The following is a 13,727-nucleotide window of genomic DNA, read 5'->3' on the forward strand; positions in this document are numbered from 1 at the left end:
AGTAACATCAACTGGAGGACCGAACCCACTAACGTTGCAAAGTTAGGGGATGACCTGTGGCTGGGGGTGAAAGGCCAATCAAACTCGGAGATAGCTGGTTCTCCCCGAAAGCTATTTAGGTAGCGCCTCGGACGAATACTACTGGGGGTAGAGCACTGTTTGGGCTAGGGGGTCATCCCGACTTACCAACCCCATGCAAACTCCGAATACCAGTAAGTAATATCCGGGAGACACACGGCGGGTGCTAACGTCCGTCGTGAAGAGGGAAACAACCCAGACCGCCGGCTAAGGTCCCAAAGTTCTGGTTAAGTGGGAAACGATGTGGGAAGGCTCAGACAGCTAGGATGTTGGCTTAGAAGCAGCCATCATTTAAAGAAAGCGTAATAGCTCACTAGTCGAGTCGGCCTGCGCGGAAGATGTAACGGGGCTCAAACCAGGCACCGAAGCCGCGGATTCACACTTATGTGTGAGTGGTAGGGGAGCGTTCTGTAAGTCTGCGAAGGTGTGTCGAGAGGCATGCTGGAGATATCAGAAGTGCGAATGCTGACGTAAGTAACGATAAAGGGGGTGAAAAGCCTCCTCGCCGGAAGACCAAGGGTTCCTGTCCAACGTTAATCGGGGCAGGGTGAGTCGACCCCTAAGGTGAGGCCGAAAGGCGTAATCGATGGGAAGCAGGTTAATATTCCTGCACGACTTGTAATTGCGATGGGGGGACGGAGAAGGCTAGGTGGGCCAGGCGACGGTTGTCCTGGTGAAAGTGCGTAGGTGGTGTTTCTAGGCAAATCCGGAGACACAACACTGAGACACGAGACGAAGCCACTACGGTGGTGAAGCCATTGATGCCCTGCTTCCAGGAAAAGCCTCTAAGCTTCAGATTACAAGTCATCGTACCCCAAACCGACACAGGTGGTCGGGTAGAGAATACCAAGGCGCTTGAGAGAACTCGGGTGAAGGAACTAGGCAAAATAGAACCGTAACTTCGGGAGAAGGTTCGCTCTTGACAGTGAAGTCCCTTGCGGATGGAGCAGTTGGGAGTCGCAGTGACCAGATGGCTGGGACTGTTTATCAAAAACACAGCACTCTGCAAACACGAAAGTGGACGTATAGGGTGTGACACCTGCCCGGTGCCGGAAGGTTAATTGATGGGGTTAGCGCAAGCGAAGCTCTTGATCGAAGCCCCGGTAAACGGCGGCCGTAACTATAACGGTCCTAAGGTAGCGAAATTCCTTGTCGGGTAAGTTCCGACCTGCACGAATGGTGTAACCATGGCCATGCTGTCTCCACCCGAGACTCAGTGAAATCGAATTCGCCGTGAAGATGCGGTGTACCCGCGGCTAGACGGAAAGACCCCGTGAACCTTTACTACAGCTTGGCACTGAACATTGAACCTACATGTGTAGGATAGGTGGGAGGCTTTGAAGGCGTGACGCCAGTTGCGCTGGAGCCGTCCTTGAAATACCACCCTTGTATGTTTGATGTTCTAACGCAGGGCCCTGAATCGGGCTCGCGGACAGTGCCTGGTGGGTAGTTTGACTGGGGCGGTCTCCTCCCAAAGAGTAACGGAGGAGCACGAAGGTTGGCTAATCCTGGTCGGACATCAGGAGGTTAGTGCAATGGCATAAGCCAGCTTAACTGCGAGACGGACAGGTCGAGCAGGTACGAAAGTAGGTCATAGTGATCCGGTGGTTCTGAATGGAAGGGCCATCGCTCAACGGATAAAAGGTACTCCGGGGATAACAGGCTGATACCGCCCAAGAGTTCATATCGACGGCGGTGTTTGGCACCTCGATGTCGGCTCATCACATCCTGGGGCTGAAGTCGGTCCCAAGGGTATGGCTGTTCGCCATTTAAAGTGGTACGCGAGCTGGGTTCAGAACGTCGTGAGACAGTTCGGTCCCTATCTGCCGTGGGCGTTGGATGATTGAAGGGAGTTGCTCCTAGTACGAGAGGACCGGAGTGAACGAACCTCTGGTGTTCGGGTTGTCACGCCAGTGGCACTGCCCGGTAGCTAAGTTCGGAATCGATAACCGCTGAAAGCATCTAAGCGGGAAGCGAGCCCTGAGATGAGTCATCCCTGACCCCTTGAGGGTCCTAAAGGGCCGTTGGAGACCACAACGTTGATAGGTGGGGTGTGTAAGCGCGGCGACGTGTTGAGCTAACCCATACTAATTACCCGTGAGGCTTAACCATACAACACCCAAGAAGTGTTTCTGGTGCTTGTAGCGAATGAACGAACTACTCAAAAATTCAGTGATAGCGACCAGGCAATAGCCAATCAGTCGTTACTCACGTCAGCTTTCCAGATGAAGTTTTTTGCCTGGCGGCCATAGCGCCGTGGAACCACCTGATCCCATGCCGAACTCAGAAGTGAAACGCGGTAGCGCCGATGGTAGTGTGGCATTCGCCATGCGAGAGTAGGACACTGCCAGGCTTCAATTAAGCAATCACAGCGATGTGGTTGGTCGCGATACGACGTCAGGTCGTGTTGGACAGAAGATTTAGATAGCGCACACAGTGCGGTCTTTACCGGTTAGTGTGCTGATATGGCTCAGTTGGTAGAGCGCATCCTTGGTAAGGATGAGGTCCCCAGTTCGACTCTGGGTATCAGCACCATGAAAACGAAAGCCTCCCTGAAAAGGGAGGCTTTTTTGTTTTTACCATTCAGTTCATCGAAATCTGTCTGGCATCGAGATAGAAGCGAGCCCGCCCGGAAGCCTCTATCTGAATGGCTGCGACCAGCTGTTCGTTCCGTCTGTACTCCCACTGTTCGTCGATCACGGTCAATGGGGGCTTGTTGATGCCCAGCGTCTGCAGATACTCGTGAAACAAGCCTGCGCTGCCGATCTCGGTCAATCCTGCTCTCATCCCGGTCCACTCCCTTTATCGTTGCTCTCCTTCAATGATGTCAGTCTCATCTGCATTCTGTGTGAACGCTTTTCTATTAAATTGATCCGAGCTAAGTTGTGGATTGGCAAAGGCAATCAGCGTCTCTAAGGGGAAAGGTACATGTTGATAAAGAATGTGCGTCTGAGTGGCAGGGAGGGGCTGTGGCAGATCCTGTGTCAGGATGGTCTGATCAGGACCATAGCCCCCATGAGCCAGATCCTCCTCTCCACCCGGGAACTGGATGGGGAGGAGGGGATGGCGATGCCCCCCTTTATCGAGCCCCACATTCACCTCGATACTACCCAGACCGCCGGTGAGCCGAGCTGGAACCTCTCCGGTACCCTGTTCGAGGGGATAGAGCGCTGGGCCGAACGCAAGGCGCTGCTGACCCATGAAGATGTGAAGCGGCGGGCCATACAGACGCTGAAGTGGCAGATCGCCAACGGCATCCAGTTCGTTCGCACCCATGTGGATGTCTCCGACCCCAACCTGGTGGCCCTGAAGGCGATGCTGGAGGTGCGGGAAGAGATGAAGGCGTGGGTCGAGCTGCAGATCGTTGCCTTCCCGCAGGAGGGGATCCTCTCCTATCCCAACGGCAAGGCCTTGCTGGAAGAGGCGCTCAAGCTGGGAGCCGACGTGATCGGCGCCATTCCCCATTTCGAGTTCACCCGGGAGTATGGGGTCGAAAGTCTGCATTACGTCTTCGATCTTGCCGAGAAGTATCAGGTTCTGGTGGATGTGCACTGCGACGAGATCGATGACGAGCAGTCCCGCTTTATCGAGACCCTGGCGACGCTCGCCTACGAGCGTGGTATCGGCCATCGCGTCACCGCCAGCCATACCACCGCCATGCACTCCTACAACGGGGCCTATGCCTCTCGCCTGTTCCGATTGCTCAAGATGGCGGACATCAACTTCGTCGCCAATCCGCTGGTGAACATTCACCTGCAGGGACGTTTCGATACCTACCCCAAGCGCCGTGGCATCACCCGGGTGAAGGAGATGCTGGAAGCGAACATCAACGTCTGCTTCGGCCACGACGATGTGTTCGATCCCTGGTATCCCATGGGAACGGCCAACATGTTGCAGGTGCTGCACATGGGGCTGCATGTCTGCCAGATCATGGGCTACGAGCAGATCAACGACGGCTTGAAGCTCATCAGCAGCCACAGTGCCCGCACCCTGAACGTGCAGGATCGCTATGGCGTCGAGGTGGGAAAACCGGCCAACCTGCTGATCCTGCCCGCCGAGAGCGGCTTCGATGCGGTGCGTCGTCAGGTGCCGGTGCGCTACTCCATCCGCCATGGCCGCGTGATTGCCGAGACCCGGCCAGCGCAGACCTCCCTGCATCTGGATCAGACAGAGCCGGTGGATTTTCGCCGATGAGGCGGCCAACCCCGCAGATTAATTGCCCCGCTATCCCCGCTTGCCGGCATTTTGCATAATGTCGGCCTGACACTTATGGAGCCTCCTCATGCAAACCTGGTTATTTGTCGCGGCCGGTGGTGCCATCGGCGCCTGCCTTCGTTTTGGTATCGCCGAGTTGATGGCGCTGCTGCTGGGACGCCACTTCCCCTACGGCACCCTGGTGGTCAACGTGGTGGGCTCCTTCATCATGGGCATCGCCTTTGCGCTGATCAGCCATGGCCATGTGGTGGAACACCCCATGAAGCCGCTGCTGATGGTGGGTATCCTCGGTGCCCTGACCACCTTCTCCTCTTTCGCCCTGGATACCGTGGTGCTGGCACAGCAAGGCGCCTATCTGAAGGCATTGCTCAACATAGGTCTCAATCTCTTCCTCTGTATGGCCATGGTGATGCTGGGGATGCAGTTGGTTGCCAGCCGGGTTTAAGGTGTCCGCAGGTCACCGGCTCTGGTAAACTGGCGGCCATTCTTTGCTCTATGGGTGTTTGAGGGATGTCGGAACAGACTAATACTACGCATTTTGGCTATAAAACCGTGGCGGCGACCGAGAAGGAAACTCTGGTGGCTGGCGTCTTCCATTCGGTGGCGGCCAAGTATGATCTGATGAACGATCTGATGTCATTCGGCATTCACCGCCTGTGGAAGCGCTTCACCATCGACTGTTCCGGTGTGCGCAAGGGTCAGAAGGTGCTGGATCTGGCCGGTGGCACCGGGGATCTGACCGCCAAGTTCTCCCGCATCGTCGGCGAGACGGGTCAGGTGGTGCTGGCGGACATCAACGACTCCATGCTCAAGGTGGGCCGCGACAAGCTGCGCAACCTGGGGGTGGCGAACAACGTCTCCTACGTGCAGGCCAATGCCGAGGCGCTGCCCTTCCCGGACAATCACTTCGACGTCATCACCATAGGCTTCGGCCTGCGCAACGTGACCGACAAGGACAAGGCGCTGGCCTCCATGTTCCGGGTACTCAAGCCGGGTGGCCGTCTGCTGGTGCTGGAGTTCTCCAAGCCTTCGACCGAGGTGATCGCCAAACTCTACGATCTCTACTCCTTCAAGCTGCTGCCGAAAATGGGCGAAATCGTCGCGAACGACGGGGAAAGCTACAAGTACCTGGCGGAATCCATTCGCATGCACCCGGATCAGCAGACCCTGGCGGGCATGATGGAGCAGGTCGGCTTCGAGCAGGTGGAGTACTACAACCTGACTCAGGGTGTGGTCGCCCTGCACCGTGGTTACAAGTTTTAAGGTCGCCTATGCCGATGGATGCCATGGTCACCGCGGTGATCGAAACCAGCCTCAACCAGTTGCTGGCACTCGACAAGCAGAGCCCGGCGCGGCTGCGCAAGCTCGTGGGCAAGGTACTCAAGCTGGAGCTGCGTGAGCTCAAGCCGCTCTGGTTTGTCTTCTCCGAGCGTCGACTTGATGTGCTGGCCCGCTATGAAGGGGAGCCCGACGCCGTGTTGAGCCTCTCGCTGACGGCGATCGGCCTGCTGAAGGATCCTTCCGCCCTGACTCGCTATATCCGCGAGGAGAAGCTGGACTTGAGCGGCGATCCCCAGCTGGTGCAGGCCTTCAGCGCCCTGCTGGGGGAGCTGGACATCGACTGGGAGGAGGAGCTGTCGCGCTATACCGGCGACGTGCTGGCTCATACCCTGTGTGGCGGCGCCCGTCAGGCCCGTCGCGTGGTGGGCCGCGAGCTGTGCCGCTCCCAGCGCCAGCTGGCCGAGTACCTCACCGAGGAGGCCCGCCTCGCCCCCGGCCCGCTGGAAGTGGCGAGCTTCAACGACGACGTCGAGCTGCTGGCACAGCACATGAAGGCGGTCGAGTTGCGGCTGGCCCGCCTCGAGCAGCAGGTGAGCTGATGACCCCCAAGGAGTTCAAACGCCTCTATCGCATCGTCAGCATCCTGCTGGAGCAGGGCATCGACGAGCTGGTTCCCGCCCGCTATCAACCCTGGCCCGGACGCCTGGTGCGCCGCAGCCTGTTCTGGCTCAAGAACAAACAGCCGGAGCTGTGCCGGGGCGCCCGCATTCGCCTCGCCTTCGAGGCCCTGGGCCCCATCTTCATCAAGTTTGGCCAGATGTTGTCGACCCGCCGGGATCTGCTGCCACCGGACATCGCCGAAGAGCTGGCTCTGCTGCAGGACAGGGTGCCCCCCTTCTGCGGGCAGGAGGCCAGGCGCCAGATAGAGGCGAGCCTGGGTTGCCCCATCGAGACGCTGTTCGATGACTTCGACGAGACGCCGCTGGCATCCGCCTCCATTGCCCAGGTCCATACCGCCCGCTTGAAGGAGAATGGCAGGGAGATCGTCATCAAGGTGATCCGTCCCGACATAGAGCCCGTCATCGAGGCCGATCTGCGACTGATGCAGGCGCTGGCCCGTCTGGTGGCCCGTTTCGTGCCCCAGAGCGCACGGCTGCGCCCCGTCGAGGTGGTGGAGGAGTACCGCAAGACCATACTCGACGAGTTGAATCTGATGCGCGAAGCCGCCAACGCCATCCAGCTGAGGCGCAACTTCACCGGCTCGGAGGCGCTCTATGTGCCCGAGGTCTACACGGATCACTGCCGCGAGCAGGTGCTGGTGATGGAGCGCATCTACGGCATTCCCGTCTCCGACATCGCCGCGCTGGAGGCCAACGGCACCAACATGAAACTGCTGGCGGAGCGCGGGGTCGAGGTCTTCTTCACCCAGGTGTTCCGTGACAGCTTCTTCCATGCGGACATGCACCCTGGCAACATCTTCGTCTCCTACGAGCATCCGGAGAATCCGCTCTGGATCGGCATCGACTGCGGCATCGTCGGCACCCTGAACCGGGAAGACAAGCGCTACCTGGCGGAGAACTTCCTCGCCTTCTTCAACCGTGACTATCAGCGGGTGGCGCAGCTGCACGTGGAGTCCGGCTGGGTACCGCCTGACACCAAGGTGGACGAGTTCGAGTTCGCCATCCGCACCGTGCTGGAGCCCATCTTCGAGAAGCCGCTCTCCGAAATTTCGTTCGGCCACGTGCTGCTCAACCTGTTCAATACCGCCCGCCGCTTCAACATGCAGGTGCAGCCCCAGCTGGTGTTGCTGCAGAAGACCCTGCTCTATGTGGAAGGGCTGGGGCGCCAGCTCTATCCCCAGCTGGACCTGTGGCAGACCGCCAAGCCCTACCTGGAAAGCTGGATGCACGAGCAGGTGGGCCCCAAGGCTGTGCTCAACGCGATCCGCGAGAAGGCCCCCTTCTGGGCGGAGAAGCTGCCGGAGCTGCCTGAGCTGGTCTACGAGACCCTGCGCCAGGCGCGGCATCAGCAGCACCACTTCGAGCAGATGTTCGCCGATTTTCGCCTGCACAGCCGCCGTCAGGGACAGGCCCGCTACCTCTTAGGGGTGGGAGCCAGCCTACTGTTGGTGGGTGTATTCTTGCTGACCCAGAAACAACATATTGAGTGGGGACAAATCAGTCTCGCCGGCGCCGGGTTATGCTGGCTGCTGGGCTGGTTGAAGACCCGCATTCATTAATTAAACTGCGCCATCAGGCGCCTATCCTGGAGAGAAAGTCATGGGTGGTATCAGTATTTGGCAATTGTTGATCATCGCAGTCATCGTCGTGCTGCTGTTCGGTACCAAGAAGCTGCGTGGTATCGGCGGCGATCTGGGTGCCGCCGTGAAGGGGTTCAAGAAGGCGCTGTCGGATGATCCGGCCGATGCCAAGCCCGAGCAGAAGGATGCGGAGTTTCCGGCCAAGCAGCTGAACGAGACGGCCAGCAGTGCCGAGACCGCCAAGCAGAAAGACAAAGATCAGGCCTAAGCCATGTTCGACATCGGTTTTTGGGAGCTGGTCGTCATCGGTGTCGTCGCCCTGGTGGTGCTGGGTCCCGAGCGGTTGCCGGTCGCCATCCGTACCGCCAGCCACTGGATCAGGCTGATCCGCAGTACCGCCAACTCGGTCAAGACAGAGCTGGAGCAGGAGCTGAAGTTGCAAGAGCTGCACAATGATCTGAAGAAGGCCGAGCAGTTGCAGATGAGCAACCTGAGTCCAGAGCTGCAGGAGTCCATCGAGCAGTTGAAGGCGGCGGCCCAGTCGGTGAACCGTCCCTATCAGCCACAGCAGGAAGCGCAGAACGAGATCCGCCCGCCACGCTCCGAGCCGGTCACCCAGGCTGAACCCGTCGCCCCGGTGGAGCCTGCGGTGCAGCTGACCGAGGTGCCGCCGGTCAACAGCCAGCGCGAGCCCGTCAGCGAGTCGGCCGGCAAAGGGGAGGTGAAGCCATGAGTCAGGCCGAACAACCCCTTATCAGCCACCTGGTGGAGCTGAGAACCCGTCTGCTGCGTTCCATCTCCGCCATCCTGCTGGCGTTTGTCGCGCTTATCTATTTCTCCAACGACATCTACGATTTCGTGGCCCGGCCGCTGCTCAGCCAGCTGCCTGAAGGGACCAGCATGATAGCGACGGACGTGGCGACCCCCTTCATCACGCCCATCAAGCTGACCCTGGTGGTCTCCTTCTTCCTGGCCATCCCCTATCTGCTCTATCAGGCCTGGGCCTTCATCGCCCCCGGCCTGTACCAGCACGAGCGGCGTCTCGTCATGCCGTTGGTGGCCTCCAGTGCCGTGCTCTTCTATGCCGGCATGGCGTTCGCCTACTACGTGGTGTTCCCCCTGGTGTTCGGCTTCTTCACCAGCACGGCCCCCGCCGGGGTGACGGTGGCGACCGACATTGCCAGCTATCTGGACTTCGTGCTGACCCTGTTCTTCGCGTTCGGGGTGGCGTTCGAGATACCTGTGGCCACCATACTGCTGTGCTGGACCGGGGTCACCACCCCCAAGAGTCTGAAGGAGAAGCGCCCCTACGTCATCGTCGGGGTCTTCGTGGTCGGCATGCTGCTGACCCCGCCCGATGTCTTCTCCCAGACCCTGCTGGCGATCCCCATGTGGGCCCTGTGGGAGATAGGTCTCTTCTTCGCCCGCTTCTATGTGAGGAAAGAGGACGAGGAAGAGCAGGAACAACCGGATGTGGAGAGCTGAGGCTCTGTTCGTCATCTGTTTGCCGGACGGCGAGAGGATGACGAAGTCCGCAGGAATAGCAGAACGAGGGGAGCTGAGGCTCCCTTCCTCTTTTCATGCATCCGTTCGAGGCGTATGGTGATGCCCCATCGAGTAGATGGTTTTCAAATACCTGATATGCATTCCTTTTGTTCGGAACCTCTGATCCCATGATCGACATTGGTCTCAACCTCACCAGCCCCCAGTTTGCCGGCGAACAGCCAGCACTGGTGGCCCGCGCCCGCGCCGCCGGGGTCGAGGCGCTGATCCTGACCGGTACCGATCTGGCCGGCAGCCGCGAGAGTGCGGCACTGGCCGCCGAGTGGCCCGGTTACTGCTTCTCCACCGCCGGGGTGCATCCTCACGATGCCAAGAGTGTGGATGAGCAGACCCTGCCCGCCTTGCGCGCCCTGGCGGCGCTGCCCCAGGTGGTGGCCATCGGCGAGTGTGGCCTCGACTACAACCGCGACTTCTCCCCCCGTCCGGTGCAGGATGCGGTGTTCGACACCCAGCTGGCGCTGGCCGCCGAGCTGGGGATGCCGGTGTTTCTCCACTGCCGCGATGCCCACACCCGCTTTGTCGAGATCCTGCGGCCCTGGTTGCCCAGATTGACGGGGGCCGTGCTGCACTGCTTCACCGGCTCCGACGAGGAGCTGGACGAGTGCCTGGCGCTGGGGCTGCATATCGGGGTGACCGGCTGGCTGTGCGACGAGCGGCGCGGCCAGTTGCTGCGCGAGCAGGTGGCGCGCATCCCCGTCGGTCGGCTGATGATCGAGACCGATGCTCCCTATCTGGTGCCGCGGGATTTGAAACCGCGTCCGAAACGCAACGAACCCGCTTTTTTGCCGCACATCGCCCAGGTGGTGGCGGCCTGCCGTGGTGAAGCGCCCGAGGCCTTGCTGGCCCATACCCGGGCCACCTCCGCCGCATTTTTCCAACTTCCTCTTCTGGAGTGATTCATGGCCATAACTCTTCCGGGCGCCTTTCCGGGTCGCCGCCTGCGCCGGGTGCGCAAACATGATTTCAGCCGTCGTCTGGTGCGCGAGAACCAGCTGACCGTCAACGATCTCATCTATCCGGTGTTCGTGCTGGAGGGGGAGGGTCAGCGTGAAGCCGTCGCTTCGATGCCGGGGGTGGACAGGCTCTCCATCGATCTGCTGCTGGCGGAGGCCGAAGAGCTAGTGGCCCTCGGCGTGCCCGCCATCGCCCTGTTCCCGGTGACCCCGCTGGAGCAGAAGAGCCTGATGGCGGAAGAGGCCTACAACCCGGACGGGCTGGCCCAGCGTGCCACCCGTGCCCTCAAGGCCCGCTTCCCGGAGCTGGGTGTCATCACAGACGTGGCGCTGGATCCCTTCACCACCCACGGTCAGGACGGCATCATCGATGACGAAGGCTATGTGCAAAACGACATCACCACCGGGATCCTGGTGAAGCAGGCGCTCTCCCACGCCGCCGCCGGGGCCGACATAGTGGCGCCGTCCGACATGATGGATGGCCGCATCGGAGCGATTCGCGCCGCGCTGGAAGAGAACGGCTTCGTCAACGTCCAGATCATGGCCTACTCCGCCAAGTACGCCTCCAGCTACTATGGCCCGTTCCGCGATGCGGTGGGCTCCGCCGCCAACCTCGGCAAGAGCAACAAGGCCAGCTACCAGATGGATCCGGCCAACGGCAACGAGGCCCTGCACGAGGTGGCGCTGGATATCGCCGAAGGGGCGGACAGCGTCATGGTCAAGCCGGGCATGCCCTACCTGGACGTGATCCGTCGGGTGAAGGATCAGTTCGGGGTGCCGACCTTCGCCTACCAGGTGAGCGGCGAGTATGCCATGCACATGGCGGCGATCCAGAACGGCTGGCTCAAGGAGAAGGAGTGCGTGCTGGAGTCCCTGCTCTGCTTCAAGCGGGCCGGTGCCGACGGCATCCTCACCTACTTCGCCAAGCGGGTCGCCCAGTGGTTGAAAGAGGACGCCCAACGCTGAGACGGGTAGCGTCGATGCCCTCACAATGCCGGCCCTTTGGCCGGCATTGTCGTCTCTGGATGCAGGATCGCTGCATTAATGAGCAGCTTTTGGCGAAATCTGGGCAGCAGACCCGGCTCTGGGCGGCAAAGGCTTGATAAATGGGGTTTCTGCCTACATCTTAGATGGTCCAAGCAAGCTTCTGGACGGCAGGGGCTGCAGAGCATTTAGAGGTACCGCAGATGACTAACCCTTTGCTGACGATGGACTCGCTGCCCCCCTTCAGCCAGATCCAGCCCGATCAGGTGCAGCCTGCCGTGACGCAGGCCATCGCCGATTGCAAACAGAAGATTGCCGATGTGCTGGCCCAGAAGGAGCCCCACACCTGGGACAGCCTGATCGCCCCGCTGGAAGAGGTCAATGACCGCCTGTCCCGGATCTGGTCGCCGGTCAGCCACCTCAACGCCGTACAGAACAGCGAGGCGCTGCGCGCAGCCCATGACGCCTGCCTGCCGCTGCTCTCCGAATTCCAGACCTATGTGGGCCAGCATGAAGGGCTCTATCAGGCCTATCTGGCCCTCTCCGAGAGCGACGACTTCCTCCTGCTGAGCGGCGCCCAGCGCAAGGAGATCCAGAATACCCTGCGTGACTTCCGCCTCTCCGGCATAGGTCTGCCTGCCGAGGCGCAGCAGCGCTATGGCGAGATCCAGTCTCGCCTCTCCGAGCTGGCCTCCCGTTTCAGCAACAACGTGCTGGATGCGACCCAGGGCTGGAGCAAGCTGGTGACCGACGAGGCCGAACTGGCCGGTCTGCCCGCGAGCGCGCAGGCGGCCGCCCGCCAGATGGCCGAGCTGAAGGGCAAGGAGGGGTGGCTGTTCACCCTGGACATCCCCTCCTACCTGCCGGTGATGATGTATGCGGACAACCGTGCCCTGCGGGCCGAGCTGTATGAGGCCTTCACCACCCGCGCCTCCGATCAGGGCCCCAATGCGGGCAAGTGGGACAACTCCGCCATCATGAGCGAGCTGCTCACCCTGCGCCGCGAGCTGGCCCAGTTGCTGGGCTTTGCCAACTACGCCGAGCTCTCCCTCGCCACCAAGATGGCGGACAAGACCGAGCAGGTGGTGAGCTTCCTCACGGACCTGGCGGCCAAGTCCCTGCCCCAAGGCAAGGCCGAGCTGGAGGAGATCCGCGCCTTCGCCGCCGAGCAGCACGGCCAGAGCGAGCTGGCGGCCTGGGATCTCGCCTACTACGCCGAGAAGCTCAAGCAGCACAAGTTCTCTATCTCCGACGAGCAACTGCGCCCCTACTTCCCCGCCAGCAAGGTGGTGAAGGGGTTGTTCGAGGTGGTGAAGCGGGTGTTCGGCATGAAGGTGCGCGAGCGCCTCGGCATCGATACCTGGCATCCGGACGTGCGCTTCTACGATATCTTCGATGCCGAGGACGAGCTGCGCGGCAGCTTCTACCTCGATCTCTACGCTCGGGAACACAAGCAGGGCGGCGCCTGGATGGATGTCTGTCTGGGTCGTCGCTACCGTCAGGATGGCTCGCTGCAAAAGCCGGTGGCCTACCTGACCTGCAACTTCAACGGCCCGGTGGATGGCAAGCCGGCCCTCTTCACCCACAACGAAGTGGTCACCCTGTTCCACGAGTTCGGCCACGGCATTCACCACATGCTGACCCGGATCGACGTGGCCGGCGTGGCCGGTATCAACGGCGTGGCCTGGGATGCGGTGGAGCTGCCGAGCCAGTTCCTGGAGAACTGGTGCTGGGAGTCCGAGGCGCTGGCCTTCATCTCCGGTCATCATGAAACCGGCGAGCCGCTGCCCGCGGATCTGCTGGAGAAGATGCTGACCGCCCGCAACTTCCAGGCGGCGATGCAGATGCTGCGTCAGCTGGAGTTCGCCCTGTTCGACTTCCGTCTGCATCAGGAGTTTGACCCGGCCAATCCGGATCAGATCCCGGCCCTGCTGGCGGAGGTGCGCAGCCAGGTGGCCGTGATGACGCCGCCGGCGTTCAACCGCTTCCAGCACAGCTTCTCCCACATCTTCGCGGGCGGCTATGCGGCGGGCTACTACAGCTACAAGTGGGCCGAGGTGCTCTCCGCCGATGCCTTCTCCCGTTTCGAGGAGGAGGGGATCTTCAATCCGGCCACCGGCCAATCCTTCCTGAAAAACATTCTCGAGAAGGGTGGCTCGAAAGAGCCGATGGAGCTGTTCCGCGCCTTCCGCGGTCGCGAGCCCAAGGTGGATGCCCTGCTACGTCACAGCGGGATAGCCACCTGAGGCCCGGCGCCTTCGCCGGCGTGAGCTTCAAGCAGGTACAGATTTGCGACATAGTGGGATCACAGCGTGATTTTTGAGAGAAAAAGGGACCTTTTGGTCCCTTTTTTCAAGGCTTTTTAATATCTTGCGGAGTGCATGTTTGCACTG

Annotated in this window: 12 protein-coding genes, 1 tRNA gene and 2 rRNA genes (1 of these 15 running past the window's edge); 14 read left to right on the forward strand and 1 reads right to left on the reverse strand. The window is 60.6% G+C overall.

Features of this window, described 5'->3' with window-relative positions; genetic code table 11:
* The 3 genes from ACWPWQ_RS04030 to ACWPWQ_RS04040 form a co-directional block, all read left to right on the forward strand.
* Positions 1–2,190 (forward strand): 23S ribosomal RNA (locus ACWPWQ_RS04030) (it extends 700 nt beyond the left edge of the window).
* Positions 2,191–2,316: 126 nt separating this feature from the next.
* Positions 2,317–2,431 (forward strand): 5S ribosomal RNA (gene rrf, locus ACWPWQ_RS04035).
* Positions 2,432–2,537: 106 nt separating this feature from the next.
* Positions 2,538–2,613: transfer RNA gene (locus tag ACWPWQ_RS04040), tRNA-Thr, on the forward strand.
* Between the two features lie 48 nt (positions 2,614–2,661).
* Here ACWPWQ_RS04040 and ACWPWQ_RS04045 read toward each other — a convergent pair.
* On the reverse strand, positions 2,662–2,865 hold the full coding sequence (locus ACWPWQ_RS04045) for a hypothetical protein (protein WP_265435839.1): 204 nt from the start codon (positions 2,863–2,865) through the stop codon (positions 2,662–2,664).
* Positions 2,866–3,006: 141 nt separating this feature from the next.
* On the opposite strand from ACWPWQ_RS04045, the gene ACWPWQ_RS04050 reads away from it, so the two are divergent.
* From ACWPWQ_RS04050 to prlC, 11 genes are all read left to right on the forward strand, one after another.
* Entirely contained in the window at positions 3,007–4,272 is a 1,266-nt protein-coding gene (locus tag ACWPWQ_RS04050; RefSeq protein ID WP_454009063.1) for a cytosine deaminase, read from the forward strand.
* An 88-nt stretch (positions 4,273–4,360) separates the two neighbouring features.
* A complete protein-coding gene (crcB, locus tag ACWPWQ_RS04055; protein ID WP_139438501.1) occupies positions 4,361–4,738 on the forward strand; it encodes a fluoride efflux transporter CrcB in 378 nt (125 codons plus the stop codon).
* A 65-nt stretch (positions 4,739–4,803) separates the two neighbouring features.
* Entirely contained in the window at positions 4,804–5,556 is a 753-nt protein-coding gene (ubiE, locus tag ACWPWQ_RS04060; protein WP_454009064.1) for a bifunctional demethylmenaquinone methyltransferase/2-methoxy-6-polyprenyl-1,4-benzoquinol methylase UbiE, read from the forward strand.
* An 8-nt stretch (positions 5,557–5,564) separates the two neighbouring features.
* Positions 5,565–6,173: a ubiquinone biosynthesis accessory factor UbiJ gene (locus tag ACWPWQ_RS04065; RefSeq protein WP_454009065.1), complete on the forward strand. Its 609-nt coding sequence runs from the start codon at positions 5,565–5,567 to the stop codon at positions 6,171–6,173.
* Positions 6,173–7,813 (forward strand): ubiquinone biosynthesis regulatory protein kinase UbiB, encoded by a 1,641-nt coding sequence (ubiB, locus tag ACWPWQ_RS04070; protein WP_139438510.1) that lies wholly within the window; start codon positions 6,173–6,175, stop codon positions 7,811–7,813. The genes ACWPWQ_RS04065 and ubiB overlap by 1 nt, the downstream gene beginning before the upstream one ends.
* 40 nt (positions 7,814–7,853) lie before the next feature.
* The gene (gene tatA, locus ACWPWQ_RS04075; RefSeq protein ID WP_025328841.1) at positions 7,854–8,102 is read left to right on the forward strand and encodes a Sec-independent protein translocase subunit TatA; all 249 of its coding nucleotides are present in this window, start codon (positions 7,854–7,856) and stop codon (positions 8,100–8,102) included.
* Between the two features lie 3 nt (positions 8,103–8,105).
* A complete protein-coding gene (gene tatB / locus ACWPWQ_RS04080) occupies positions 8,106–8,567 on the forward strand; it encodes a Sec-independent protein translocase protein TatB (protein WP_454009066.1) in 462 nt (153 codons plus the stop codon).
* Positions 8,564–9,319 (forward strand): twin-arginine translocase subunit TatC, encoded by a 756-nt coding sequence (gene tatC, locus ACWPWQ_RS04085; protein ID WP_202048058.1) that lies wholly within the window; start codon positions 8,564–8,566, stop codon positions 9,317–9,319. Before tatB ends, tatC begins: the two co-directional genes overlap by 4 nt.
* A gap of 188 nt (positions 9,320–9,507) precedes the next feature.
* Positions 9,508–10,293 (forward strand): TatD family hydrolase, encoded by a 786-nt coding sequence (locus ACWPWQ_RS04090; RefSeq protein WP_454009067.1) that lies wholly within the window; start codon positions 9,508–9,510, stop codon positions 10,291–10,293.
* A gap of 3 nt (positions 10,294–10,296) precedes the next feature.
* A complete protein-coding gene (gene hemB / locus ACWPWQ_RS04095) occupies positions 10,297–11,316 on the forward strand; it encodes a porphobilinogen synthase (protein ID WP_454009068.1) in 1,020 nt (339 codons plus the stop codon).
* Positions 11,317–11,537: 221 nt separating this feature from the next.
* Positions 11,538–13,580 carry an oligopeptidase A gene (gene prlC, locus ACWPWQ_RS04100; protein WP_454009069.1) on the forward strand — a complete coding sequence of 681 codons (2,043 nt, stop codon included), beginning with the start codon at positions 11,538–11,540 and terminating at the stop codon, positions 13,578–13,580.
* Positions 13,581–13,727: the final 147 nt, after the last annotated feature.

This window comes from Aeromonas sp. Marseille-Q7275, from assembly GCF_965119515.1.